At 46.3% G+C, this 25,893-nt stretch carries 20 protein-coding genes and 1 pseudogene; 7 read left to right on the top strand and 14 right to left on the bottom strand.

The window, feature by feature from the left end; translation table 11 throughout:
• Nucleotides 1-5 precede the first annotated feature (5 nt).
• Nucleotides 6-470 carry a class III extradiol ring-cleavage dioxygenase family protein gene (locus tag AXE82_RS12260; protein ID WP_062333439.1) on the bottom strand — a complete coding sequence of 155 codons (465 nt, stop codon included), beginning with the start codon at nucleotides 468-470 and terminating at the stop codon, nucleotides 6-8.
• 433 nt (nucleotides 471-903) lie between these two features.
• Here AXE82_RS12260 and AXE82_RS08055 point away from each other — a divergent pair, with 433 nt between their 5' ends.
• From AXE82_RS08055 to fumC, 6 genes are all read left to right on the top strand, one after another.
• Nucleotides 904-3,054: a circularly permuted type 2 ATP-grasp protein gene (locus AXE82_RS08055; protein WP_062333436.1), complete on the top strand. Its 2,151-nt coding sequence runs from the start codon at nucleotides 904-906 to the stop codon at nucleotides 3,052-3,054.
• A gap of 60 nt (nucleotides 3,055-3,114) precedes the next feature.
• A complete protein-coding gene (locus AXE82_RS08050; RefSeq protein ID WP_062333433.1) occupies nucleotides 3,115-3,966 on the top strand; it encodes a transglutaminase family protein in 852 nt (283 codons plus the stop codon).
• 59 nt (nucleotides 3,967-4,025) lie between these two features.
• Nucleotides 4,026-4,763, top strand: a complete 738-nt coding sequence (locus tag AXE82_RS08045; RefSeq protein WP_062333430.1) for a proteasome-type protease — start codon at nucleotides 4,026-4,028, stop codon at nucleotides 4,761-4,763.
• 181 nt (nucleotides 4,764-4,944) lie between these two features.
• The gene (locus tag AXE82_RS08040; protein ID WP_062333426.1) at nucleotides 4,945-5,601 is read left to right on the top strand and encodes a trimeric intracellular cation channel family protein; all 657 of its coding nucleotides are present in this window, start codon (nucleotides 4,945-4,947) and stop codon (nucleotides 5,599-5,601) included.
• Nucleotides 5,602-5,834: 233 nt separating this feature from the next.
• Nucleotides 5,835-6,941, top strand: a complete 1,107-nt coding sequence (locus AXE82_RS08035; RefSeq protein WP_062333423.1) for an RNA-guided endonuclease InsQ/TnpB family protein — start codon at nucleotides 5,835-5,837, stop codon at nucleotides 6,939-6,941.
• A 157-nt stretch (nucleotides 6,942-7,098) separates the two neighbouring features.
• Complete coding sequence (fumC, locus tag AXE82_RS08030; protein ID WP_062333420.1) at nucleotides 7,099-8,514, top strand: class II fumarate hydratase; 1,416 nt, start codon at nucleotides 7,099-7,101, stop codon at nucleotides 8,512-8,514.
• A gap of 130 nt (nucleotides 8,515-8,644) precedes the next feature.
• Here fumC and urtE read toward each other — a convergent pair whose 3' ends face one another.
• The 13 genes and pseudogenes from urtE to AXE82_RS07965 form a co-directional block, all read right to left on the bottom strand.
• The gene (urtE, locus tag AXE82_RS08025; RefSeq protein WP_062333418.1) at nucleotides 8,645-9,343 is read right to left on the bottom strand and encodes an urea ABC transporter ATP-binding subunit UrtE; all 699 of its coding nucleotides are present in this window, start codon (nucleotides 9,341-9,343) and stop codon (nucleotides 8,645-8,647) included.
• A gap of 9 nt (nucleotides 9,344-9,352) precedes the next feature.
• Entirely contained in the window at nucleotides 9,353-10,171 is an 819-nt protein-coding gene (gene urtD, locus AXE82_RS08020) for an urea ABC transporter ATP-binding protein UrtD (RefSeq protein WP_062333416.1), read from the bottom strand.
• A gap of 203 nt (nucleotides 10,172-10,374) precedes the next feature.
• A pseudogene (urtC, locus tag AXE82_RS08015) lies at nucleotides 10,375-11,421 on the bottom strand (urea ABC transporter permease subunit UrtC); the annotation flags it as partial.
• A gap of 18 nt (nucleotides 11,422-11,439) precedes the next feature.
• Nucleotides 11,440-13,032, bottom strand: coding sequence for an urea ABC transporter permease subunit UrtB (urtB, locus tag AXE82_RS08010; protein ID WP_062334884.1), 1,593 nt, complete (start codon nucleotides 13,030-13,032; stop codon nucleotides 11,440-11,442).
• A gap of 384 nt (nucleotides 13,033-13,416) precedes the next feature.
• Nucleotides 13,417-14,670 (bottom strand): urea ABC transporter substrate-binding protein, encoded by a 1,254-nt coding sequence (urtA, locus tag AXE82_RS08005; protein ID WP_062334883.1) that lies wholly within the window; start codon nucleotides 14,668-14,670, stop codon nucleotides 13,417-13,419.
• Between the two features lie 593 nt (nucleotides 14,671-15,263).
• A complete protein-coding gene (locus AXE82_RS08000; RefSeq protein WP_062333410.1) occupies nucleotides 15,264-15,932 on the bottom strand; it encodes a HupE/UreJ family protein in 669 nt (222 codons plus the stop codon).
• A gap of 27 nt (nucleotides 15,933-15,959) precedes the next feature.
• Nucleotides 15,960-16,661, bottom strand: a complete 702-nt coding sequence (ureG, locus tag AXE82_RS07995; RefSeq protein WP_062333407.1) for an urease accessory protein UreG — start codon at nucleotides 16,659-16,661, stop codon at nucleotides 15,960-15,962.
• A 50-nt stretch (nucleotides 16,662-16,711) separates the two neighbouring features.
• Nucleotides 16,712-17,548 (bottom strand): urease accessory protein UreF, encoded by an 837-nt coding sequence (locus AXE82_RS07990; protein ID WP_062333405.1) that lies wholly within the window; start codon nucleotides 17,546-17,548, stop codon nucleotides 16,712-16,714.
• A complete protein-coding gene (ureE, locus tag AXE82_RS07985; protein WP_062333402.1) occupies nucleotides 17,545-18,108 on the bottom strand; it encodes an urease accessory protein UreE in 564 nt (187 codons plus the stop codon). Before ureE ends, AXE82_RS07990 begins: the two co-directional genes overlap by 4 nt.
• 10 nt (nucleotides 18,109-18,118) lie before the next feature.
• On the bottom strand, nucleotides 18,119-20,239 hold the full coding sequence (gene ureC / locus AXE82_RS07980) for an urease subunit alpha (RefSeq protein ID WP_082741441.1): 2,121 nt from the start codon (nucleotides 20,237-20,239) through the stop codon (nucleotides 18,119-18,121).
• 24 nt (nucleotides 20,240-20,263) lie between these two features.
• Complete coding sequence (gene ureA, locus AXE82_RS07975; RefSeq protein WP_060995978.1) at nucleotides 20,264-20,566, bottom strand: urease subunit gamma; 303 nt, start codon at nucleotides 20,564-20,566, stop codon at nucleotides 20,264-20,266.
• Nucleotides 20,567-20,616: 50 nt separating this feature from the next.
• On the bottom strand, nucleotides 20,617-21,570 hold the full coding sequence (locus tag AXE82_RS07970; protein WP_062333399.1) for an urease accessory protein UreD: 954 nt from the start codon (nucleotides 21,568-21,570) through the stop codon (nucleotides 20,617-20,619).
• Nucleotides 21,571-21,698: 128 nt separating this feature from the next.
• Nucleotides 21,699-22,043, bottom strand: coding sequence for an EamA family transporter (locus AXE82_RS07965; RefSeq protein ID WP_197931433.1), 345 nt, complete (start codon nucleotides 22,041-22,043; stop codon nucleotides 21,699-21,701).
• A 217-nt stretch (nucleotides 22,044-22,260) separates the two neighbouring features.
• On the opposite strand from AXE82_RS07965, the gene AXE82_RS07960 reads away from it, so the two are divergent.
• Complete coding sequence (locus AXE82_RS07960; RefSeq protein ID WP_082741492.1) at nucleotides 22,261-25,824, top strand: DEAD/DEAH box helicase; 3,564 nt, start codon at nucleotides 22,261-22,263, stop codon at nucleotides 25,822-25,824.
• Nucleotides 25,825-25,893: the final 69 nt, after the last annotated feature.

Below are 25,893 nucleotides of genomic sequence, written 5' to 3'. Positions count from 1 at the left end.
TTTTTTTATCGCCATAAAAAAGCCATTATTCTAGGATAATGGCTTTTTTTGAGGCTTTTTTTGGAGCTTAGCCAACCGCTACAATATTGGGTAAAAGTACTAAAATAATCAGCAATGCAAAAGACATTCTTATGAAGCCTTACCAAGCTTGTGCGATACATTTTTGCGATAGATTGATGATAAGGCAAATTTACTGCGTTTAATTCGCCTTTTTTTATCCAGTAATCAAACCGATAAATATCCATACCCAGATTGTAGTGAGCGAAGCTTTCATGCACCACCGACATCACATCCCCTGCGCCCCGCGCAAAAAATACAGGCAATAAATGCTCGGGCGTTGGGTGATTTTGGCGAGCAAAGCTATGCGTCTGCCAATCAAACATCGTTTTATCATTGGCTTTTAGCTGATCTATTAGCCAGTATTTAAAGGTTTTGGCTTGCGGCTCAATCTGTTGGCTGTTAAAACGCACATTGTACAAGTTAGATATTGACTATTGCTATTAGTATGCGCATTATCTGATGATGTATTGCAATAATTTTTAATAAAAAAATTTTTTCATATAACAACAATTTAGTAGAAAAACATTGGTTTAATTTTTCACCAAACTATTTCTCTTGCATCAATTTGGTTCATGTCATGATTTTTATGCGCGTATGGCATAGATTTTTTGTTTTACACTGCACCAACTTCAATAATTCGATTAATTTTGGTGCAAAATTGAGCGATTTTTAATCTATTTTTCAACTATTTAACTGCCTTTCACTTTGTTTTTTTGGCATGAAACTTGATGAATTAATTGATAAATCATCTAATAGCTTGTCTATAGAATAATTTATCAAGAAAATGTGTGCCATCGTGAGGCAAAAACTATTTCATCTTTCGTCATGAATAAGGAGCCAATAATGCCAATTGCCAAAGCATTTGATGAACTGCAACTCGCCGATGGGCAATATAGACACTCGGCACAACAGGTAGGTGCTTGGCTTCAAGAGATGAATTCAGACACGTTAATCAGTTTGAATAACCAAGCATCGGATATTTTTTATCGCCGCGGTGTGACCTTCACTGTATATAGCGATGCCAGCAACATTGAGCGCATGATACCCTTCGATATCATCCCGCGCATCATCGATATTCAAGAATGGCAAGTGATGGAAAAAGGATGCCAACAACGTATTCGTGCGCTCAATCAATTTATCCATGATATCTATCACGAACAAACGATTGTCAAAGAAGGCATTGTGCCAAGCGAGTTTGTGTTTAAAAACAGTGGCTACGAGCCGTGGATGCTGGGTATCAACTTGGATAAACCCGTCTATGCCCATATTAGCGGCATTGATTTGATTCGCGACCAGCACGGACAATATTGTGTACTCGAGGACAACTTACGCACGCCTTCTGGCGTCTCTTATATGCTCGAGAGCCGCAATGTGTCGCAAACCCTACTAAGCAAACTCTACCAATCTCAATCGGTGTTGCCGGTGGCGGACTATCCAAAACGGTTAAAGGCGTGTCTATCAAGCACCACCAACAAATACGACCCACAAATCGTGGTACTCACCCCAGGACGTTTTAACAGTGCCTATTATGAGCATGCTTTTTTGGCGCGTGAGATGAATGTGCCCTTGGTGCATGGCTATGATTTGATTGTAGAAAACAACCATGTCTACATCCAAGGGGTGCGCGGCAAGGTACAAGTGGATGTGATTTATCGCCGTATTGACGACCCATTTTTGGATCCGTTGGCGTTTTTACCCGATTCAATCTTGGGGGTGTCAGGGCTGATGAGTGCGTATCGCGCAGGCAATGTGGTGATAACCAACGCCCCAGGCACAGGCATTGCTGACGATAAAAGCCTTTATCCATTTGTACCCAAGATAATTGAGTATTATTTGGGTGAAAAACCGATTTTACCCAATGTGCAAACCTATCAATGCAGTGATGCCGATGAGTTGGCATATGTGCTCGACCATATGCCAGAGTTGGTGATTAAAGAAACGCAGGGCTCGGGAGGTTATGGGATGTTGATAGGACCGACGTCAAGCAAAGAGCAAATTGCCGCTTACCGCAAACGCTTACTAGACAACCCAGCAGGGTTTATCGCCCAGCCGACTATTAGCTTGTCCACCAACCCAACCGCGGTCGCAAGCGGCATCGCACCGCGCCATATTGATTTGCGTCCTTTTGTGTTGTCACATGGTGACGGTACGGTAGATATTGTGCCAGGCGGATTGACGCGAGTGGCAATGACCGAAGGCTCATTGGTGGTCAACTCATCCCAAGGCGGTGGGGTAAAAGACACTTGGGTGGTCGATACCGTCAATGGCAAACTCAGCGGCAAACAAGGCACCGCTCATTTGGGCACCATTCAAACCAACCATGAACGAAAATCACAATCATCGACTTTATTGGCGTATGAAAATATCAACCATAATCGCTTAATTTTGCTGTTATCAACAGCGAGCTACTTAGTGTGGCTAGGTCGATACAGTGAGCGCTTACGCTACTATGAACAAATCATTACACGGCTGTCAAATGACCAGTGCAGCCAAACAGACGTCGATGCAATCGTGCACAATCTTGGCTTGCCGATTTCAGCCGATGCCGATGCCTTGTATGACTACCTTGCCAACAAAAAGGTGCCCGAAACCATTGGCTTTATCGAGCAAAATGTCCAAGACGTCAAAGGCGTTATTGGTAAGGATACGGCTGAACTTTATAACCTCATCAAACGGTTAGCCAATACGGGAGCCTACCGCGCTGCCAGCCTACAGCTCTATGCCTGCAATGCGTCGATGCAGCAAGAAAACCCGATTGTGGTCACGTTTTGGCAGCTCGGACAATGTTTTGAATCGCTCGACTGTCATATATTGATGAAAAAAGATTGCCGTGAGTGCGTGCAAAAACTTAAAGAAGTTGTTAATACCTTGCCAGAAAACACCCGCTGGCGTGAGCTAGATCGATTGGTCAATCAACTGTTAAAGTCTAATCAACCCAAAGATTTTCAGTCACTATCGGGCGCGTTTTCAAATATTTTACAGCAAGGTGTATAAGCCAAAACTATTAGATGACTATCATCATTTTGACAAAAATAAGCAGTTAGTGAGAGCACAATGAGACTTATAATTAGCCACCAAACCAATTATTTTTATGAACAACTTGCCTTACGCAGTGTGCAATACATCCGCATGACGCCGATGACACTGCCACACCAAACCATTCATAACTGGCAAGTGATGCTGCCTAAGGTTGCACAAATGCAAACGGACGGCTTTGGCAACCAATGGCTCACCCTAAGCCGTCACGAACCGCACAACAACTTGCAAATTCAAGCCTTTGGTGAAGTAGAAATTAACGCTGATACTTTATTTATCCCTGACAATCAGCAAGTGCCGTATCAGATTTTTGCCGTACCCACCAAGCTGACCCAATGCTCCGAAGCCATGCGTGAATTTGCCCATGACGCGCTTGAGCAGTTTTTGCAAAGTGAGGACATTGATGCGCAGTTAGCTATCCTCAAATCATTGGCAAAAGACTTGCTCAATAAAATGCCCTATACCAAAAGCGTGACCCATGTCGGCACCACAGCAGAGCAAGCGTTTGCGATGGCGGCTGGGGTGTGCCAAGACCATACCCATGTATTTTTGGCGCTGCTACGGGATAAAGGCATTGCAGCGCGCTATGTATCGGGTTATATTTATGAAGCGACCCAAGCGCATATGGCAAGCCATGCATGGGCAGAAGTTCTGCTTGCGGGTAATTGGTACACCTTTGATATCTCTAACCAACATTTTACCCCCAATTGCCATGTTTACATCGCCTTTGGGCGTGACTATGCCGATGCGGCGCCCGTGCGCGGGGTGCGCACAGGGGGCGGTGACGAGCGACTTTATAGTCAAGTCATGGTATCTACAAGCCCCCAATACATACCGCAGCTTAACGCGCAGTTTGCAGCGCAGCAGTAATTTGCCACTATTGATTCACCAATATTTGCTAAACCAGTATTTGCTAAAAAGGAACAACCATGACCTATTGTGTGGGTATCCGACTCAAAGACGGGATGATTTTCGCCAGTGATACTCGCACCAATGCGGGCGTCGACCAAATATCGATGTTTCGCAAAATGTATCAATACGGCATTGAAGGCGAGCGGTTTTTGGTGCTACAGACCGCGGGGAACTTGGCGACGTCACAAGCGGTATTTACCAAATTAGATAACGCCATCAAACTTGCGCAAGAGCGCAACTTGCATACTGTCCCTACCCTGTTTGATGCCGCGCAATTGGTGGGTGAGTGCTTGCGAGAAACCACCATCCATGCCCAAACCATCGCACAAGAAACGGATACCAAGTTTAGAAGCAGTTTTATCTTGGGTGGGCAAATCAAGGGGCAATCCCCGGAAATTTATTTTATCTACCCTGAAGGCAATTGCATCAGAGCAACAACCGATACGCCTTTTTTCCAGTTAGGTGAAAGTAAATATGGCAAGCCTATTTTAGACCGTTCCATGAATTATCATTCATCGCTCAAATCAGCGATGCGAGCCATTCTGATTTCTTTTGATTCAACCATCCGCTCCAACCTATCCGTCGGTATGCCCATTGATGTGTTGGTCTATCACAATGACAGCCTACAGATGCCACAAGGGTATCGCATTGATGAAAACGATGAATACTTTGCCAACATCCGCCAACACTGGTCAGATGGGCTGAGAAAAATTCTGAATGAACTTGAAGACTCACCGCTGAGCTATTGGCAATAGCCACTGTCACACAGTTAAAAACAAACCCACGTCAAACCATCTAGCAGGTTCTTCACTGTGTCATCCCGTGTCCATTTATACCGCGTTTTATACCGCGTTTTTGGTTATCCCGCGCTTCTGGTTATACCGCGCCTCTGGTATGCTATCATGTGATTTTTTATGATTGTTTGGTTGTTATGCTATGCAGCTAACTGATTTGGCACCTTGGGGTGAATCACTCAGAATCGCCGTAGAAGTCATCGGCACCATTGCTTTTGCCTTGTCAGGTATCTTAGCAGGCGTGCGCAAACGTATGGATATGTTTGGGGTGGCGGTGCTGGGATTTTTATCGGCGTATGGGGGTGGTACGCTGCGTGATATTTTGCTAGAGCGGCGACCATTTTTTTGGGTGTCCCAAGAGCTGATGTTATGGCTGGTGTTTGCGCTTTGTATTGTGGTGATGCTAGTCAATAGCCGCCGCCCGTTTCGTATCACGCCTGCGGCGATTCAATTGGCAGATGCGTTAGGGTTGGGCTTGTTTGTCGCCTCTGGGGTACAAGCGTCACTGGCAAGCGGTATGCCGATGGCGGTATCAGTCATCATGGGGATTATCACTGGGGTATTTGGCGGGGTGATGCGTGATATCGCCTGTGGTGAGATGCCCACCGCGTTTTTTGACCATCGTCCGTATGCCATGTGTGCGTTGGTTGGCGGCTGGGTGTATGCGATTTTGGCAGTTTACAGCTCGCTTGCCGCTTGGGTGATTATGTTCATCAGTACCGTCACCACCACAGGGCTACGTATTGCCGCGCTGGCGTTTAATTATCATTTACCCGGTTGGAAAAAAAGCGCCTCTTAACCAATAGATTGGGTAGCCATCACATTTAGCCATCACTTTTGGTAGTTATCAGATTTGGCTTGCTATCTTTCGGTATCAGCCGTCATTTTACCGCTTACTTTAACAAAGATAACAAACGACACATATTGTCAAACTTTTATCATCCGTTGCCGTAAAACCACCGACTTTAGGCGGTGGATATAAGGCAACTTGTACACTATAACGCTTGCATAAATTTTGCTAAAATAATTTGCATGAAAACACTCAAGCTATGCATACGAGATAAACACACAGCAAAGCTTAACCGCCTAAGTGGTTTGGTTAATTTCGTATGGAACTATGTCAATGCGTTAAGCTACGAGCATCTTAAGCGTACTGGCAAATTCTTTAGTGCGTATGATTTAAACGAATATACCAAAGGTAGTGGTGAACTGCTAGGCTTACACAGTCAGACTATCCAAGCCATCAATGAAACCCACGCCAAATCGCGTCGCCAATTCAAAAAAGCCAAACTAAACTGGCGAACCAACAACCCAAATTCAAAACGTAAATCATTAGGCTGGCTACCCTTTAAACAATCCGCCATTAAACACATCGCCACCCATGCCACAGGTAAAAAGGGTCTAAAATCCACCTTACAACTTAGCCTAGCCAAAGGGCAAAAGCTAGTCATTGACCTATGGGACAGCTACAATCTATCGTTATATCAAATCAACACTTGCGAGCTAGTCCAAGACAGCCGTAACCGTTGGTATGCCTGTATCACCGTCAAAGACTATCCCAAACAATCATGCGGTACAGGTAGTGTAGGTATTGACTTAGGACTTAAAGACAGTGCCACCGCCTCAAACGGTGACAAGCTAACCATTAAGCAAACGCTAAAATATGCAAAACAATTAGCTATAGCCCAACGCTCAAACAACAAAAAACGTATCAAGGCTATCCATGCCAAAATCAAAAACACACGCCAAGACCTGATACATAAATTCACCACCCAATTAGTTAAAGATAATGCCCTAATCGTGGTCGGTGATATTCAGAGTAATCAATTTAATAGTAAAAAAGGCAAACTCGCCAAATCGGTTTACGATGCAGGCTGGTTTGAACTGAAACGACAACTGACCTACAAATGCGAGAACGCAGGTTGCCGTTTTGAAATCGTGAATGAGAGATACACGACCCAGCGATGTTCGTGTTGCGGTGAAATCACCGCCAATAGTCCGAAAGGTAGAGCAGGCTTGCGAATAAGAGAATGGATATGTGCTTCGTGTGGCACATGGCATGATAGAGATATCAATGCCAGTAAGAACATTCTTGCGGTCGGGCTTGACCGTCTTGTAGAAGGAATCCCCTTGCTTTAGCAAGGGGAGGAAGTCAAGGTCAATAACTCTGTTAAACTTTACCTTGTACTTTGGGGCATATGTGCTTTGGGGCATATGTGCTTTGGTGCATAGGTGGCGATAACCAGCCGCTTTGATAATGACAGAATCAAAAAATTCACTAAAAAAGAGAACAATAATGACAACCGACAACCAAACCGATACCCAGCAATTTCGCAGCGAAAAAGACACCATGGGCGCTGTCAACGTCCCTATAGATGCCTACTGGGGCGCGCAAACCGAGCGTAGCCGCAATAACTTTAAAATCGGTGGCGAAACCTTACCACAGCCGCTGATTGAAGCCATGGCACTGGTCAAAAAAGCCGCCGCCATCACCAATGCCAAATTAGGGCGTATCAGTGATGATAAACGTGACCTTATCGTGCAGGCCGCCGATGAAATCATCAACGGGGCACTGCGTGACCAATTTCCTTTAGTAGTTTGGCAGACAGGCTCTGGCACCCAGTCAAACATGAATATGAATGAAGTGATTGCCAACCGCGCCAATGAACTTGTCGGTCAAGGCAAAGGTAGTTATCAGCCGATTCATCCCAATGACGATGTCAATCATGCCCAATCTACCAATGACAGCTTTCCCACCGCGATTCGAGTAGCGGCGGCGCGTCAGATTGTCTATCTGCTTATCCCTGCGGTGCAAAAACTGCGTGACACCTTAGCAAGCAAAGCTGAGCAGTTTGCTAGCATTGTAAAAATCGGACGTACCCATTTGCAAGACGCCACCCCTTTGACGCTAGGACAAGAGTTTAGCGGCTATGTCAGTCAGTTAGATCATGCGCTCATTCGTCTAGATGCCGCGCTACAAGGTCTGTATGAACTGCCTTTAGGCGGTACTGCAGTCGGTACAGGACTCAATGCGCATCCTGACTATGCGCAGACTGTCGCACAGACCTTAGCGGATTTAACACAAATTCCGTTTGTCACCGCGCCCAATAAATTTGAAGCGTTAGCGGCCAGAGACGCTGAAGTTTTTGCCTCAGGTGCCCTAAAAACCTTGGCGGCAAGCCTTAATAAAATTGCCAATGATGTGCGCTGGTTGGCTTCAGGTCCTAGATGTGGGATTGGCGAGCTTAAAATCCCTGAAAATGAGCCAGGCTCATCCATCATGCCAGGTAAAGTCAATCCGACCCAGTCTGAAGCCATGACGATGGTCGTCGCGCAAGTGATGGGTAACGATGTCACCATCAATATGGCGGGCGCGTCGGGTAATTTTGAACTCAATGTGTTTATGCCAGTCATTGGCTACAACCTACTGCAATCGATTCGCTTACTGGCCGATACTTGTGACAGCTTCAATGACCATTGCGCGGTAGGCATCGAGCCTGTGACAGAAAAAATTGATTATTTCTTGCACAACTCATTGATGTTAGTCACCGCGCTCAATCGCCATGTCGGCTATGAAAATGCAGCAAAAATTGCCAAAACTGCTTATAAAGAAAATAAAACCTTAAAACAAGTTGCCGTTGAGTTAGGTTTATTGACTGACACCCAATTTGATGAGTGGGTCAAACCTGAAGCCATGACGAGTCCAAAGTGATTAGTCCAAAGTAATGTGAAGGTTAATGCAGCGTAATCACACTTTTTAATCAATCAATTTTTATCAGCAAATTTTTAGCCAGATGACAGCCATCTGGCTAAAAGCTAACACTCGCATCGTTGGCTATTTACTAAATTGCCACTAACTCCCTGATGCCTTTTTCTGGCATATCACTGCCCTTGCCTTGGGCGATGACTTGCCCCCGTGCCATTACCGTATAGTTGTCGGCAAGTTCTTCAGCAAAGTCATAAAACTGCTCGACCAAAATAATCGCCATATCGCCTTGGTTAGCCAAGCGACGAATCACCCGCCCGATATCTTTGATAATCGATGGCTGAATCCCTTCAGTCGGCTCGTCCAAAATCAGCACCTGTGGCTCAGATGCCAATGCCCTGGCTATCGCTAATTGTTGTTGTTGACCGCCTGACAAGTCACCGCCGCGGCGCTGGCTCATCTCATTGAGCACGGGAAAAATCTCGTACAAATGGCTTGGGACTTTTTTGGCTTTGCTGCCTTTAAACTTTGCCATGCCAATCAAGATATTTTCTTCTACGGTTAAGGTTGAGAAAATATCTCGCCCTTGTGGCACATACGCCATGCCTGCGCGCACACGGTTTTCGGGCGATAATTTGCTGATGTCCTTGCCATCTAGCAAAATTTGACCCGATTTAATCGGTAAAACCCCCATCAGGCACTTTAACAGTGTGGTTTTACCCACGCCATTGCGACCGAGTACCACAGAACACTCACCCACAGGCGCGGTCAAACTGACATCGCGCAAAATATGACTACCGCCATAATATTGATTGATTGTGTTTACTTCTAACATCGCTATCCCCTATCGCCCTAGATATTTTTCGATGACATCGTCGTTGGCTTGTACTTCGGCAAGCGTCCCTTGTGCCAAAATCGCCCCTTGCGCCAATACCGTCACTTGCTCACTGATGGTGTCAATAAAGCTCATGTCATGCTCAACCACCACCAAGGTATGGTCTTTTTTGAGCTCCAAACATAGCTCGGCGGTGCGTTCGGTTTCGGCATCGGTCATGCCTGCCACTGGCTCATCGAGCAAAATCAGCTTGGGGCGCTGCATCAGTAGCATCCCAATCTCCAGCCATTGTTTTTGCCCGTGCGACAACAATCCTGCAGGTTTATTGACAAACTCACCCAAGCGAATCGTGGCTAAAGTCTGGTCAAGGGCATTTTGGGCATCTGGGTCAAGCTTGCTAAACAGGCTTTTTTTGACCCGCTTGTCTTTGGGTGCGGCAAGCAGTAAGTTCTCCATGACGGTAAAATTTTCAAACACCGTGGGTTTTTGAAATTTTCGCCCAATGCCAGCTTCGGCAATTTGCTCAGTGGTCATGCTGGCAAGATTGTGGGTTTGTCCAAAATACACTGACCCTTTAGTGGGGCGAGTTTTGCCGGTAATCACGTCCATTAGCGTGGTTTTACCCGCACCATTAGGTCCGATGATACAACGCAGCTCGCCTTCTTTGATGTACAAGGATAAGTTGTTTAAGGCGCGGAATTTATCAAACCACACGCTGACATCTTCCATATATAGGGCAATGCCTTTGCTAAAATCCGCTTCTGGTGACTTTAGCCGTCCGTAGTTACTCTCAGCAAAGTCATTGATATTATTATCGTTTGTATTCATAACAGACTCTTTGATGTGTTATTAATGGGGTGTTTATGGGGTATTAGTCATCGGGTATCATCAAACTAACTACTGGGTTGCAGGCGTGCCGCCCCTGAAGCCCATGCCGCCTAAGATTCTTTTTTTGCTTCCATGTTTGTTTCAATGTTTGTTTCCATATTTTTTACGCTTGGCTTGGCCGTTTTTTTGCCATGCGTGATGTTGTCCAATAGACCAATAATGCCTTTGGGTAAAAACAAGGTGACGACCACAAACAAGCCGCCCAAAATCAATAGCCAAGCTTCGGGATACGCCACGGTAAAGTAAGTTTTCACCGCATTGACCACACCTGCGCCCAATATCGCCCCAATCAGCGTGCCGCGTCCACCTGTGGCAACCCAGACCGCCATTTCAATCGAGTTGACAGGGTTCATCTCACTGGGGTTGATAATGCCCACTTGTGGTACATACAACGCGCCAGCAATCCCTGCGATAATCGCCGATAACACCCACGCAGATAGCTTGTACCAAAGGGTACGGTAGCCAAGGTATTGCAAACGGTTTTCGCTATCACGCACGGCGCCCAGTACGCGACCATACGGCTTGTGCATCAAATAACGCAAGCCCAAGTAGGCAAGCATCAGCACCAATGCTGTGGCAAAACATAGCAAGGTGCGCGTCATGGGAGCAGCAATGTCCATGCCCAAGATGGTTTTAAACCCGGTAAAACCGTTGTTACCGCCAAACCCAGTTTCGTTACGGAAAAATAACAGTGATGCGGCAAACACCATGGCTTGGGTGATAATTGAGAAATACACGTCTTTGATTTTTGAGCGAAAGGCAAAAAACCCAAATATAAAAGCCACCACTGCCGGCACCAGCACCACCAATATCATCGCCCAAGCAAAGTTGTCTGTCCCTGCCCAAAACCAAGGCATTTTATCCCAGCTCAAAAACCGCATAAACTCCGGCAAGCTGTTGCCTGATGCTTGGCGCATCAGATACATACCCATCGCATAGCCGCCAAGGGCAAAATACAAGCCATGCCCAAGGCTCAAAATCCCCGCATATCCCCATACCAAGTCCAGTGCCAAAGCTACCATCGCCAGACACATGATTTTGCCAATCAAAGTGACCCAATAAGCGGATAAATGCAGCGCCGAATCGGCAGGCAGCAAGTGCAACCAAGGCAACACCATCAATACCGCAAAACAGCCCATAATTGCCAAGCGACTCACTGGTTTATCTGCAAATAATTGTAAAATACGCATTCTTTCACTCTCTAATGATTACTCGACAAAGCGACCTTTAAGGGCAAATAGACCTTGTGGGCGTTTTTGGATAAATAGCACCACCAGCACCAACAAAATGATTTTGGCAATCACCGCACCCATGCCAATCTCAAGCACCGTGCCACTCACGCCTAGACCTAGGGCTGCCAGTACTGCCCCCCAAATTTGACCGACACCGCCGACCACTACTACCAAGAACGCATCGATGATATAGTTTTGCCCCAAATCAGGACTGACGTTGCCCACTTGCGCCAAAGCACAGCCTGCCAAACCTGCCAAGCCAGAGCCAAGCCCAAACGCCAACATATCGACACGCGCCGAGCGAATACCCACCGCGCGCGCCATTTGCCGGTTTTGGGTCACAGCACGTACAAACAGACCAAAGCGGGTGTATTTGAGTAAAAACACCAATAATAACAATATGATAATAGTAAAACCGATAATGGCAATACGGTTGTATGGCAGCATCAAGCTTGGGGTCAAGGCGACAGCACCGCTTAGCCATGAAATATTGGAGACTTCGACGTTTTGTGCCCCAAAAATCATGCGAACTAACTGCATCAGAATCAAACTCACCCCAAACGTGGCAAGCAAGGTTTCTAGCTGTCTGCCATACAGCGGACGTATCACCACCCGCTCGATAATCATGCCAATGACGGCGCTCACCAAAAACGCCAGCGGAATCGCGGCAAGGATGTACCAATCGACATAGCCTGCCAAATGGCTTTTAAAAAAACTTTGCACCACATAGGTGGTATAGGCACCAATCATAATGAGCTCACCATGCGCCATGTTAATGACACCCAATAGACCGTAAGTAATGGCAAGTCCCAATGCCGCCAACAACAAAATACTGGCAGTGCTTAAGCCAGAAAACACGTGTCCTGCCCACTCACTGGCTTTGATACGCGATTTGACTTTGTCTTGGGTTGTTTGTAAGGCTTGTTTGAGCTCGGGTGAATGATTAGTTTGTTTTGCCATCGCTTCGATATCGGCTAACACGTCGGGACTGTTACTAGACGCCAAGGTTTTTAATGCCGCAATCTGGGTCATCTCATCTCCCGATTGCAAATCCATACGCGCTTGCAGTTGCGCCAATGCTGCTTTTACCGTACTGTCTTTTTCATTGGCATAAATATCGGCAACGGTTTTTTTATCGAGTGTGGCGATATTGTCGGCTAGGATATCCACCGCTTTAAGGCGCTCGCTGGCATCGTCGGATTTGAGTTTGGCTTTGGTTTGCCCTAAGGTCAACGCCGAACGCAGCGCGTTATTGAGTGTGACTTGGTTTAGGTCGCTTGGCCAATTGCTTACCAAAGTATGCGCAGGATAACTGTAGAGTTGGTCGGTATTTTCTAGGGTATAGACATTACCGGCATCATCACGGTACAGCTCGTCTTTGTTAATCAGCTCGACCAGCTTGTCATAGGATTGGCTGGTGCCTGTCCAGTTGTTGAGCATGGCTTGACGCCCTGCAAAATCGGCGGCTACGAATTTTTGAATATCATCGCCTGCGCTGGCTGTCGTGCTTGTGGCTGCCGTGCTGGTGGCTGCGGTAGTTGGGGCTGCTGTGGCTGCTGCACTGGGCATCGTAGTTGCCGAAGCGGTACTTGCCTGTGCATTACTCACGCTTGGCAACGCAATGCCCATCGTGGTCGCTAGCGACATGCCGAGCACAATTTTTTTACTTTTTTGCAAAAACTGCCCGAGAGAATGATTACCATTGAGCATGATGGTCGCTCCTTAGTTTGTATGATTAGTCTTTATGATTAGTCCATCTGTTTGGTGGTGTGACGGATCAATGTTTAAATCAATAAAAGGTGAAATCGTAAAATTTTGGCAAAAAAATAAGCCATACCAGCTGGGGTATTGATGCGCGGTATGGCTGTTACAACATCGATTGTTAACTTCATTCAAGCTTATTGGAAAGGCTTATTTTGGGATACTTATTTTGGGATACTTATTTTGGGATACTTATTTTGGGATATAAGGACTCCAAGGTTCAGCTCTAATGGTATCTTTGGTTTTGTAAACCACATCAAACTGACCATCGGCACGGATTTGCCCAATCATCACAGGTTTGTGTAAGTGGTGATTTTCGGCATCCATGGTTAGCGTGTAGCCCGATGGCGCGGCAAAGCTTTGACCTGCCATGGCAGCACGGACTTTATCCACATCGGTGGAGCCCGCTTTTTCAACCGCTTGTTTCCACATATTGATACCCACATAGGTGGCTTCCATGGGGTCATTGGTCACTACTTTATCGGCATTTGGCAGTTTGTGGTCAATGGCGTATTTTTTATAAGCGTTCACAAACTTGATGTTTACAGGGTTTTTGAGCGATTGAAAGTAGTTCCATGCTGCCAAGTGTCCGACTAATGGGGTGGTGTCGATACCGCGAAGTTCTTCTTCGCCCACAGAGAACGCCATCACAGGAATATCCGCCGCTTTGATGCCTTGGTTACCAAGCTCACGGTAGAAGGGGACGTTTGAGTCGCCATTGATGGTGGAGATAACGGCGGTCTTTTTACCCGCTGAGAATTTTTTGATATTACCCACGATGGTTTGGTAATTGTTAAAGCCAAATGGGGTATATTCTTCCATAATGTCGCTATCTGCCACGCCTTTAGACTTTAAGAACGCCCGTAAAATCTTATTGGTGGTACGGGGGTACACATAGTCAGTACCCAATAGCACAAAGCGTTTGGCACCGCCGCCTTCTGGTGACATCAAGTACTCGACCGCAGGAATGGCTTGTTGGTTGGGCGCGGCGCCGGTATAAAAGATGTTTTTGGACTGCTCTTGTCCTTCGTACTGCACAGGGTAGAACAATAAGCCGTTTAATTCTTCAACCACAGGCAACACAGACTTACGAGAAACCGATGTCCAGCAGCCAAAAATAACCGCGACTTTGTCTTGTGTTAGTAGCTGGCGCGCTTTTTCGGCGAACAATGGCCAGTCTGAGGCAGGGTCAACAACCACAGGCTCAAGTTTTTTGCCCATCACCCCACCTTTGGCATTGATTTCGTCAATCGCCATCAATGCGGTGTTTTTGAGCGATGTTTCAGAGATTGCCATAGTACCTGAGAGTGAATGCAAGATACCCACTTTGATGGTATCGCCATTGCTAGGGGCAGGTGCACTACCGGTGGCAGCAGTGGTTGACGTGCCACTGGCTGGTTTGGCGTCACTTGATGATTGCGGTTTTGAACAACCTGTCAACATCATACTGCCCGTTACCGCTAGGGCAACCAAGGATCTGCCAAATGCACGACGGCTTAATTGACGCTCAGTCGTGGTTAGCTCGGTGGTTTTTTTGTCTAACATGTGTCACTCCTAAAATAGATGGATTGCCGTTTTAAGGTAGGGCGTAACGGATAGGCTTTGGCTATCGGTTGCTGGTTGTCTTAACTGACTATAGTGACAATTCAATTAGTGTGCCAATCTGCCTGTTAAAAGCTATTTTTGAAAATTTTATCAATTAAATCAAAATTTTAAGTTAATAAGATTAAAAAAATTTATTTTAAATAATCACCCATTGGCTAAATGCTGCTCCTTGGTAAAAAATGGGTAAACTTTGGCAACCTTAGCGATTTCACCAATCTGATGAATGGCAATGGTTTTTTGCACTATTACCATTCATCTAGCATTTATTTGGCATTGCTCTAGCACTCACCTAGCATTGCTCTAGTATTGATTGACGCCAAATTACGCTTTATCGTCAGTGTCTTTGCGACATTACCCAATTTGTTGCATAAAAAAAGTGCAAGCCAGACAGCTTGCACTTTTTATCAAAAATGTTGTTAACCCCTAGTTAATCACTAGTTAGCCAATACCAGTGCCATGCCCAATGCCGCCATGATTGAAGGTAGCCAAGACAGCTTGGGATGGGCATGGGATTGTGATTTTACCCAATTCATCACCCCTGCACCCACAGCAAACAAGGCGGACATCGCGGTTATCATGCCTAAGCCAAAGCCTTGACTCACGCTACTGACTGGCATCTCCACGGCATGCGCCATCCCATGAAATAACGTCAAACCAAATAAGCTCATTGCCATCATAAGTGAAAAGCTTTTTTGATTGGCTTGTGCTATCTTGGTGCGCTGCGCCAAAACTGCGACCGCTGTCAACACCACCGATAGCAAAATCGCACCTTCAATAATCGATGAGCCAATCGCCACATGAGATAGTTGCACCAAAGCAAAGCCTAACAGTAAGCTTGTCACCAATAAGCCTAAACCCAGTTTTTGCTGACGGGCAAACACCATGCCCATGCCAACTGCAAGCACCACGTGGTCAAGACCTGAGATAGGATGCATGAGCCCTGCGGTGATAGCAGCCATTAAATCTACCGAACTTGCACCTGCATGATGGGTTAAACCATGACCGACATGCGCCACTGCCACACTTGAAAGGCTAAAAAGCGCGGCTGCCAACATCGTTTTGTGGGTTGTTTTTTGGGTTGTTTTTTGGTTTAAAGTTTTCATTAGGTCTCCTTGATTTTATCGCATTTTTTACATATTTTCGCTTGAGCTGGGTAAATGTTGGACAGGCTGTGACGGAATCTCTAGCGCTCTTAGCATGCCCTGTTGTTGGATAAATTTGATAATGTCATCCAAACCGTCTTGAGTTTTCATGTTGCTAAACACAAACGGCTTATCGCCGCGCATTTTTTTGGCGTCTTTGTCCATAATCGACAAATCCGCGCCCACGAGTGGCGCAAGGTCAGTTTTATTGATAATCAGCAAATCTGATTTGGTAATCCCGGGACCACCTTTGCGGGGGATTTTGTCGCCTGCACTCACATCAATCACATAAATAGTCAAATCCGACAACTCTGGGCTAAAGGTCGCCGCCAAGTTATCACCGCCCGACTCAATGATAATCAGCTCAAGACCGTCAAAGCGATTTTGCAAGGTAGCCACGGCATTAAGATTAATCGATGCATCTTCACGAATCGCTGTGTGTGGACAGCCGCCCGTTTCCACGCCGATAATCCGCTCAGCGGGCATGGCATCGTGGCGGGTCAAAAACTCCGAATCTTCTTTGGTATAAATATCGTTGGTAATCACCGCCATGTTGTACACGTCTTTGAGACGGCGACACAGACTCAAGGTCAAAGCGGTTTTGCCAGAGCCAACAGGCCCGCCAATGCCAAGGCGTAACGGGGATAAGCGAGGCTGTTGGGTTGGTTCTTTTTGGGTAAAGCCAGTCATGGGATTTCCTTGTGAGTGATATTAAAGACAGGGGTTTAGGAACAGGGGTTTTAGGAACGAAACAGACGACTGTATTGTTGTTCATGATGACAGGATAATTCTGCCAACGACGGTACAGACGCTGATAGTTGCAAGTGTTTGATTAAAATCAGTAATGTTTGGGCATGCTGCTGTGCTTGTAAAAATTGTGGCGCAATGTTTTGTAGCTTAGCCACAACCGCTTGCCGATGATGGATGGCTGTCAATGCCGTTTTGACTTTGCTGGCTTGCGTTTGGCAAAGCTTGGCAATCGGTTCATCCATCGCTTGCCCCAATTGCCAAATAATACGCTGCCCTGCCATTTGTCCCAGCGGCAAGGTTTTGACAATCGCTAAGGTCAGATTTTCCATTTGAGCAAACGCATAAGTCGTCAAGCTATCGGCTATCGGCAGTTGCCAAAAATACGCCAAGCGAGCGAATAACGGTAAATAGCCTTGCGCTATCCAATCTTGTGGCATCGCAAGGTCGAGCACGCCATCGAGCCAAGCACAAAATGCCTGCGCCAATTGTTGACTCTCTAATAAAAATTCATGGCTATCACGGCTTGCCCCATAAAAATTGGCTAGACTATCCACCAAGTTGTGGTGATTTTTTTGCGCTGATAGCTGCATCATACTTGCCATCAGCGGCAATTCAAAATTGAGTAAGACCTCTTGTTGATACGCTTGCAAAAACGCCAAACTACTGGCTTCATCATGGATAAAGCCTTGCTCAATGGCAGACTCCACGCCTTGGGAATAGGTATAACTACCAATCGGCAAATTGCTCGACGCCAGCATCATCAGCTTAAGCAATTGTTGGGGCGGCGCCTTCTGCGTAAGGTGCGACGTTGTTGTCATCGTTTTCATGAAAAAAACGTGGCTTTGGTTAAATCGCCGACGATTGTGCTTTGCGTGTCGGCATGGCTTAACCGATTATCATGCCCCTGTGAATGCCCGCCATGCCCATACGCCCCTGTTTCTGGTTCAAAAGCGTGTTCCACTTCGCTCACGGTTAAGCCTAACTTCACCAGCATATCGGCAAGCACATAATCGGGCTCAAAGTACAAGGCATACTGCGCTTGACCCTGCTCAACGAGCATCAGTGGTACATGACGATTGCCCAAATGATAGGCTCCGCGCATCAGTTCGAAGGCATTGTCGGCGGTGACTTTGGTGAGGGTTTGCGGTTTGGCAAAAATTTGTATCATGTCGCCTGACGCATTTTGTACCACATCACCATCTTTTAACGTGCCAGTACGGGGCAAATCTATGCCAATGGCTTCACCATTTTGCAGGTTCGCACGAAAGCGTGACCGCTGGCGTGTGTCAAAATCGAGTTGTAAATACTGTCCGTTTTGTTGTTGCGTTGCCAATATCGCTGTTTGTTCAGCGGTTGGTTGTTCGAGACGTTGGGTAAAAATTTTCATTGGTAGCCTTTTAAAATAAAAAATAACGCTGTGCCATTGGCAACACAGCCGACGGCTCGCAAGTGAGAAGCTGACCATCGGCACGTACTTCATAGGTTTCTGGGTTGATCGACATCTCGGGGCAATAGCTATTAAACCGCATATCTTTTTTGCGAATGTTACGAATACCCTGCACGGGTCGAATCACTTTTTGCAAACCGAGCTTATGTTGGATATTGTTGTCAAAGGCGATTTTGGATACAAAGGTGATACTGGTTTGGTGGGTGGCTTTACCAAGGCTTGCGAACATCGGACGATAATGCACCGGCTGCGGGGTTGGGATGGAGGCATTGATATCGCCCATCGGGTAAGCGGCGATGCTACCACCTTTTAAAATCGTGTCAGGTTTTACCCCAAAGAATTTGGGCGACCATAGCACCAAATCCGCCCATTTACCGACTTCTACCGAACCGACTTCCTCAGCAATACCGTGGGTAATAGCGGGATTGATGGTGTATTTGGCGATATAGCGTTTAATGCGAAAATTGTCATTTTCTGTCACTGTATCTTCGGTCACTGTATCTTCTGTCACTGGGTCGATGTCATGAAGCCCAATATTAGACGCATTTTGGCTCACTGTATCAGGTGCTAAAAATCCACGTTGGCGCTTCATTTTATCCGCCGTTTGCCAAGTGCGGATAATTACCTCGCCCACCCGTCCCATCGCTTGCGAGTCGCTACTCATCATCGAGATTGCCCCCAAATCGTGCAAAATATCTTCAGCGGCGATGGTTTCTTGGCGGATACGGCTCTCAGCAAAGGCGATATCTTCGGCAATCGCAGGGCTCAAATGGTGACAGACCATCAGCATGTCGAGATGCTCATCAATGGTGTTGATGGTAAACGGACGCGTGGGGTTGGTCGAAGACGGCAACACATGCGGCTCGCCAATCGCCCGCAAAATATCAGGGGCGTGCCCGCCGCCTGCGCCTTCGGTGTGAAAGGTGTGAATACAGCGGTCTTTAAAGGCATTTAGCGTGCTTTCTAGATAGCCACTTTCGTTGAGCGTATCGGTGTGAATCGCCACTTGCACATCATACTCTTCGGCAACGCTCAAGCAGTTATCAATCGCTTGCGGCGTGGTGCCCCAGTCTTCATGCAGTTTTAGCCCGACCACGCCCGCTTCGATTTGCTCGATAATCGGCTGCGGCAAGCTGACATTGCCTTTGCCCAGTAGCCCAATGTTCATGGGCATATCATCAAGGGCTTTGAGCATGGTTTCGATATGGTATTTGCCGTTGGTGCAGGTGGTGGCAAGTGTACCTTGCGCAGGCCCTGAACCACCGCCAATCATGGTGGTCACCCCAGACATCAACGCAACTTCCGCCTGCTGTGGCGCGATAAAGTGAATATGCGTATCAATCCCGCCCGCGGTCAAAATTTTGCCTTCACCTGCAATAATCTCAGTGCTTGCGCCAATAGCAATGGTGACATTGGGCTGAATATCGGGGTTGCCCGCCTTGCCAATCGCCCAAATTCGGCTGTCTTTTATCGCCACATCGGCTTTATAAATCCCGGTATAATCCAAGATAAGCGCGTTGGTAATCACGGTGTCAGCCACCTCAGCAAACGGGCGCTGCCCTTGCCCCATGCCATCACGAATCACTTTGCCACCACCAAATTTGACCTCTTCACCATAGCTGGTAAAGTCTTTTTCCACTTCGAGCCACAGCTCGGTATCAGCAAGACGCAGTTTATCGCCCACGGTTAAGCCAAAATGCTCGGCATACATTTGGCGGGGTACGGTTTTTTGTGATTTTGGTAAACTTGCAGTATCCACAGATGCGGTGGCTTGCCCCATCACCCGCCCAGCAAACCCAAAAATCGCCTTGTTGCCACCAAACTCGACCAGTTCAACTGTTCGCGCTTGCCCGGGCTCAAAACGCACTGCTGTACCCGATAAGATATTTAAGCGAAACCCAAGCGCCTTGTCACGGTCAAACGCCAGTGCGTCATTGGCTTCGGCAAAATGGTAGTGAGAGCCGATTTGAATCGGTCTGTCGCCGGTATTTTTGACCAAAATAGTTTGGACGGCGCGCCCTTCATTCAGGATAATGGCTTGGTCTTTTAGCTTATATTCGCCAACTTTCATGGTTTACCCCTTATACTGTTTAAATTACACAATCGGTTGGTGAATGGTCACCAGTTTGGTACCATCTGGAAAGGTGGCTTCCACTTGCACATCGTCAATCATCTCGGCGATACCATCCATCACATCCTCAACCCTAAGCCACGTGGTGCCTTCGCCCATCAACTGTGCCACTGTTTTGCCCTCTCTTGCGCCTTCGAGCACCAACATACTGATATAGGCTATTGCTTCTGGATAGTTAAGTTTTAAGCCACGTTGTTTGCGGCGCTCGGCAACCAGTCCTGCGGTAAAAATGAGTAATTTATCTTTTTCGGCGGGGGTTAAATGCATGGGTTACTCCAATTATTTTTTCAGTGTTAAAAATTAGACCTTCACTGCCATTAGGTTGCCCAAATTCGGGGCAAATGACTGTCTTGTTGCCACATTAAAGTGCGAATCTCACCACGAACTGCACCAAAACTGTCAAAACATTGGCGGACATCATCCCCCAAATAGCGAATAATCATCACCTCGCCTGTTTGGGTGCAAGAGACAGGCAAGCTATGGTGGTCGATAAATAAGCGTAATTGCTTGACCCATTCAATCAGCTGTTTTTGCGCATCAACGCTTGGCACAACCCATAAGCTCGCAAAGACGCTATGGTTATTGAGACCCACGGCTGAGCCAAACCAATCGTGTTCGGCACAGTGATGTAAGGTATCAGCAAGCAGCAATTTGGGCTGCTCATCCACGCGCCAAAATAGGTTTGATAACCGCATCTCGCCTGTACTGTAGCGCTCGCCATGATACTCTCGCCCTAACAGGTTAATTTCCCAAGCGATAACACTGGCAGCTGGGCTGATAAAAAACTGATTGGTGGCATGGGCAAAACTTGCGTTATAAAAACAGTTTTCTTGCGGTAGCCATTCAAAACGGCTGTCATCTTGTAGATAAACCGTGACATTTTGAACAGCATAACTATTTGAATTCTCTTGAGTTTCTTGGTTTTTTTTGGTTTCTTGGGTTTTTCTGGCTGATGGGCTATCATCGGTTTGCTTGTTAGCGGTGTAACTTGGTAAATTGCCGTACCATTTATTTGCCCCGGGCGTGGTAATCACAGCGTGGGCGTGATGTTTTACGCCAATGTCAATATCGAGTTTATCGCCTAAGGCGATGCCAGCAGGCGGATACAGCATGATGACATGACAAATACCTTGCTGTTCACCGCTTTCAGGATACAAGGCTTTTTGTACCCGCAAGGCGCCTTGGTGGTGGCGTTGTACCAAATTGGTGCGAGCATGCTCACCCGCATGTTGGGCGTCAAAAGCTAAGGTAAGGACTGAGTGCCAAGCCATATCTATCTAACTATATAAAAAATATATGGTTTTATAGAATGCAAGGGCTGTGCCACATTGGTGCAGTGAGCCTTGATACCAATATAGTGAAGCCCAAATCAAGGATGTTTAGGCGGTTTGGGCTGTTATTAGACTTGAGTATCGACTTCTGTGAGTTGTCGATGACGCTGCAAGGGCAGTTTGATAGAATTTAGGAGGGTGGCTAAAAGGATTAATACCATCCCTGAGTACTGCATGCCATTGAGCGATTGGTGCAGTAATACGATCGACAATACAATCGCGGTAAACGGCTCAAACACGGTGAATACTGAGGCTTTGGTCGCAGGGAGTTTATGCAGGGCTGACATATACAAGAAAAACGGAATCACGGTACCCACTAGACTGAGCCCCATCACCCACAACCAAGTGATGGCAGGCATGGTGAAGGCTTTGGCATAGGTTTGATAGGTCATCGGTAGCAATAATAAAGCCATGGCACTAATCACCACAGCCAGCGTAACCACTCACACAACTAACGGCAACTATGCGCAGTATTTCAAGCGGGTGAGCGCTTTTTATGTCATGCTTTTTTTTATGCCATGCTTTTATGTTACTATAACGAGGCAGATTGACACAAAAATCTATGCCCTTGTCTAAGCCCTATCATTAAAAATTTCATGCGGTGATTGACCGCGAAAAAACTGTATGCCCATGCCAAAATCTATCACCACCCTCGCCAATTTACTGCATAAATTTAATAGCCAGACTATCAGTCGTAGTCTTGAGTATGTCAGTAAAATTGACCTAGGCAGCCTTCAGCGCAGCGAAACCGCCCAAACCACGCAACTGCAAGCGGACATTAAAGGCACCAAAAAGTACCATACCCAAATTGCCTATCACAAAGCAAGCCAGCGTATCATCCAAAGTGATTGTACCTGCCCTGTCGGCAGTTTTTGCAAGCACGGTGCAGCTTTGGCACGTTTATTACAAGCGCAAGAAAAGCAAACCCGCGATGCTGGTGGCAAGCGACTATCCAGCGATCAGCAATTTATCCAAGAGTTACTACAACAAATCACTGAACTGCCCAATTCATCGGATTATCACGCCCTAAAAGAGGCGTTAACCAATAGCTTCAACGCACCCAACTCTAACCATCTTACTGTTAGCAAACGCCATGATGAAGCCAGTCTTTGGCTCAAAAACTTACGGCAAGACTTGAAGCAATTGGCTAAAACCCAAAAAAACCCCAGCGCCACTAGCGAGCCCTCGCCCTTTGTCTATCTAATTGAACATAAATTTGGTCAATTACAGCTTGAGCTTATCAAAGTTCGCCGTATCAAATCAGGCGAAATCCGTGAGGCTAAAACCTATACACAGTACAGCAATCTTTATTACAGCTACTCAATTCCTATTACTACCAAAGCCTTATTTACTCAAATTTATGACCATGTCAAAGCTCAAGACCGTGCCGCTTTTGCGCAGCATAGTATGATAGCGAACGACCTCCCGCTAAACTTATTACAGCAGCTTATCAACGATAAAATTTTGTATGATAAAGCCCACTGGGATAAGGATTGGCGAGAAGCGCAGTTTCACCCTATCACTTGGACGGATGATGTTTTAACCCTAGAAATCCAGTGGCAACAAAATAGACAACAACAGGGTGAAAAACTTGAGTTTGGCTTATTAGACAGCGAACAACATCGTTATGGTTTTGGGCAAACCGAAAATTTTGATGTGCTATTTACCCAACCTTTGACCTTTATAAACCGAGTAAAAAGCCAAATCGGCTGGGTCAATGCGGAGACAATCGGTGATATGCCAAATGACGTATTATATCGATTGCTGACTATGCCTGTGATTCCCAAAGCCATGGCAAATGACGTAGCAGAGGTTTTATCCAGCCATCAAATAACGCACAAACTACCCAAACCTAAAAATCTGCAACCGATTGAAAAAATCTATGGGACGCCACAGCCTATCATTCGCTTTGGTCATATTGATACGCAGCAATTGCCCTACAATATGCGACGAGACTACTGGCAACAGCAATGGATAGACAAACAATATGTCAAAGCCGAGCTTAGCTTTACCTATGAAACCGGTGAAATCCCTGCCCGAATGGACGCTGAAATCCCATTTTTTACTACCCAAAAAAATGGTAAACGTTATCAACAATACCGAGATATTAAAGCGGAAAACAAAGCCATACGGGGGTTAAAAAAACAATGTAACACCTTTGAATGGCTCAAAATCGGCTCAAGTGTCAGCCGACATCAAGCCACCATTGAGCACAATCAAGCCTTAAGTACCTTATTACCCATCGATAAATTCCGTGATATCGGCTGGCAGGTCGAGCATTTAGCCGATAGCCCAATTAACGCTGACCTTTCCCAAAACCTAGAATTGCTTGTTGAGCCTTTGACAGGCGAAAACGGTGATGATGGCAATCATTGGTTTGAAGTCGGAGCAACAATCAGTGATAGCGATGGGCACCGGTACGATTTACTGAATATCGTGGCATACTTGCTAGAGCAATATCCTTATCTGATGCATAAAAATATCGAGCAACTGTTTGACAAAGACCATCTATTCGCCATTAACGTGGGCAATGGTCGCCCCGCATTGGCAGTGGCTTTTAAAGATATTTTGCCAATTTTGCAAAATTTAACCCATCTGTTATCACAACATGAGCGAAAAATTGATAGGTATGACGCTCAGCAGTTAGTTGACCTTGAGCATACCCTGGGTATGGCATGGCAAATGCCAGAAAAACTTAAAACTTTTAGCGAAAAACTTAAAGCAGGCTATCAGTCAAATTTACCTACGCCTCAAGGCTTTCATGGTGAACTTAGACCCTATCAACAGCAAGGTTTAGCTTGGTTGCAGTTTTTGGCACAGACTGAACATGGCGGTATATTAGCTGATGACATGGGGCTGGGCAAAACCGCCCAAACGCTGGCTCATATCCTCATGGAAAAACAAGCAGGGCATTTGACCGAGCGACCTGTACTCATCGTTGCACCCACGTCGCTCATGCACAACTGGCAAAAAGAAACCGAAAAATTCACCCCAGAGTTGTCGGTTTTGCTACTGCATGGGGCAAATCGCCATGATGATTTTGACAAAATCAAACAGCATGACATCGTCCTCACTACCTATCCGCTCGTGGTGCGAGATAAAGAGCTGTTGAAAACTCACCAATTCCACCAAATCATTCTTGATGAAGCGCAAAACATCAAAAATCCCCACAGTAAATCGGCGCAAGTGCTACGCTCACTCACCGCCAAACATCGTCTGTGTTTGACAGGCACGCCGATGGAAAATCATCTAGGCGAACTGTGGTCACTGTTTTATTTTCTGATGCCAGGGTTTTTGGGCAGTCAAGACGTGTTTAACAAACACTACCGCCATCCGATTGAGAAAAAAGGCGATAACCGAAAACGGGAACGACTGGTCAATAGAATCAAACCCTTCATGCTTCGACGTTTAAAAACCGACGTTGCGAAAGAACTACCGCCCAAAACCACCATCGAAGTCAATATTGACATGAATGACGAGCAGTCCAAGCTGTATGAAGCGGTGCGAGCCACCATGCAAGACAGTATCAAACAAATCATCGCCCAGCAAGGTTTTAAACGCAGTCAAATTCAGATTTTAGATGCCTTGCTCAAATTACGTCAAGTCTGTTGTCATCCTAGCTTGTTAAATTTAGATAGCTTGCCGAAGGGTAAAAGCGCGGTCAAATCCAAAGCCATGCACTCTGCCAAACTCGATTATCTGATAGAAACCGTCACCGATATGGTGGCTGAGGGACGGAAAGTTCTGATATTTTCTCAATTTACCAGTATGCTTGCCCTAATCGAGCAGCGACTGCAGAGTGAAAACATCGGCTTTAGCAAGCTAACCGGGCAAACCAAAAAACGTAGTGAGGCGATTGAGGCATTCCAATCGGGGCAAGTGCCTGTGTTTTTGATTAGCCTAAAAGCGGGCGGCGTGGGACTAAACTTGACCACCGCTGACACGGTGATTCATTATGACCCTTGGTGGAACCCTGCCGCCGAAGACCAAGCCTCTGATAGGGCATGGCGGATTGGGCAAGACAAACCTGTGTTTGTGTATAAACTCATCACCAACCAAAGCATTGAAGAGAAAATCTTAGATATGCAAAAAAATAAAGCCGAACTTGCTCAATCTATCCTAAGCACCGACCATGAGGGCGATATCAAGCTGAGTGAAGATGAGCTGCTAGGGTTGTTTGACAAGTTTTTATGATATGTATTGATGGGTATGTTTCATAGAATTGTAAACAGGTTCTTACTTAATTCATTTTTAAGTTTCTAA

The organism is Moraxella osloensis (genome assembly GCF_001553955.1).
Classification (GTDB): domain Bacteria; phylum Pseudomonadota; class Gammaproteobacteria; order Pseudomonadales; family Moraxellaceae; genus Faucicola; species Faucicola osloensis.
Note: the sequence above shows the minus strand (reverse complement) of the source record. Positions and strands in the feature narration are given on the sequence as shown.

Bases quoted from the DNA above. Each gene is read 5' to 3' on its own strand.
- AXE82_RS08055 (WP_062333436.1), top strand. From the start codon at position 904: ATGCCAATTGCCAAAGCATTTGATGAACTGCAACTCGCCGATGGGCAA.
- AXE82_RS08050 (WP_062333433.1), top strand. From the start codon at position 3,115: ATGAGACTTATAATTAGCCACCAAACCAATTATTTTTATGAACAACTT.
- AXE82_RS08045 (WP_062333430.1), top strand. From the start codon at position 4,026: ATGACCTATTGTGTGGGTATCCGACTCAAAGACGGGATGATTTTCGCC.
- AXE82_RS08040 (WP_062333426.1), top strand. From the start codon at position 4,945: ATGCAGCTAACTGATTTGGCACCTTGGGGTGAATCACTCAGAATCGCC.
- AXE82_RS08035 (WP_062333423.1), top strand. From the start codon at position 5,835: ATGAAAACACTCAAGCTATGCATACGAGATAAACACACAGCAAAGCTT.
- fumC (WP_062333420.1), top strand. From the start codon at position 7,099: ATGACAACCGACAACCAAACCGATACCCAGCAATTTCGCAGCGAAAAA.
- urtE (WP_062333418.1), bottom strand. From the start codon at position 9,343: ATGTTAGAAGTAAACACAATCAATCAATATTATGGCGGTAGTCATATT.
- urtD (WP_062333416.1), bottom strand. From the start codon at position 10,171: ATGAATACAAACGATAATAATATCAATGACTTTGCTGAGAGTAACTAC.
- urtB (WP_062334884.1), bottom strand. From the start codon at position 13,032: ATGCCCAGTGCAGCAGCCACAGCAGCCCCAACTACCGCAGCCACCAGC.
- urtA (WP_062334883.1), bottom strand. From the start codon at position 14,670: ATGATGTTGACAGGTTGTTCAAAACCGCAATCATCAAGTGACGCCAAA.
- AXE82_RS08000 (WP_062333410.1), bottom strand. From the start codon at position 15,932: ATGAAAACTTTAAACCAAAAAACAACCCAAAAAACAACCCACAAAACG.
- ureG (WP_062333407.1), bottom strand. From the start codon at position 16,661: ATGACTGGCTTTACCCAAAAAGAACCAACCCAACAGCCTCGCTTATCC.
- AXE82_RS07990 (WP_062333405.1), bottom strand. From the start codon at position 17,548: ATGAAAACGATGACAACAACGTCGCACCTTACGCAGAAGGCGCCGCCC.
- ureE (WP_062333402.1), bottom strand. From the start codon at position 18,108: ATGAAAATTTTTACCCAACGTCTCGAACAACCAACCGCTGAACAAACA.
- ureC (WP_082741441.1), bottom strand. From the start codon at position 20,239: ATGAAAGTTGGCGAATATAAGCTAAAAGACCAAGCCATTATCCTGAAT.
- ureA (WP_060995978.1), bottom strand. From the start codon at position 20,566: ATGCATTTAACCCCCGCCGAAAAAGATAAATTACTCATTTTTACCGCA.
- AXE82_RS07970 (WP_062333399.1), bottom strand. From the start codon at position 21,570: ATGGCTTGGCACTCAGTCCTTACCTTAGCTTTTGACGCCCAACATGCG.
- AXE82_RS07965 (WP_197931433.1), bottom strand. From the start codon at position 22,043: ATGGCTTTATTATTGCTACCGATGACCTATCAAACCTATGCCAAAGCC.
- AXE82_RS07960 (WP_082741492.1), top strand. From the start codon at position 22,261: ATGCCAAAATCTATCACCACCCTCGCCAATTTACTGCATAAATTTAAT.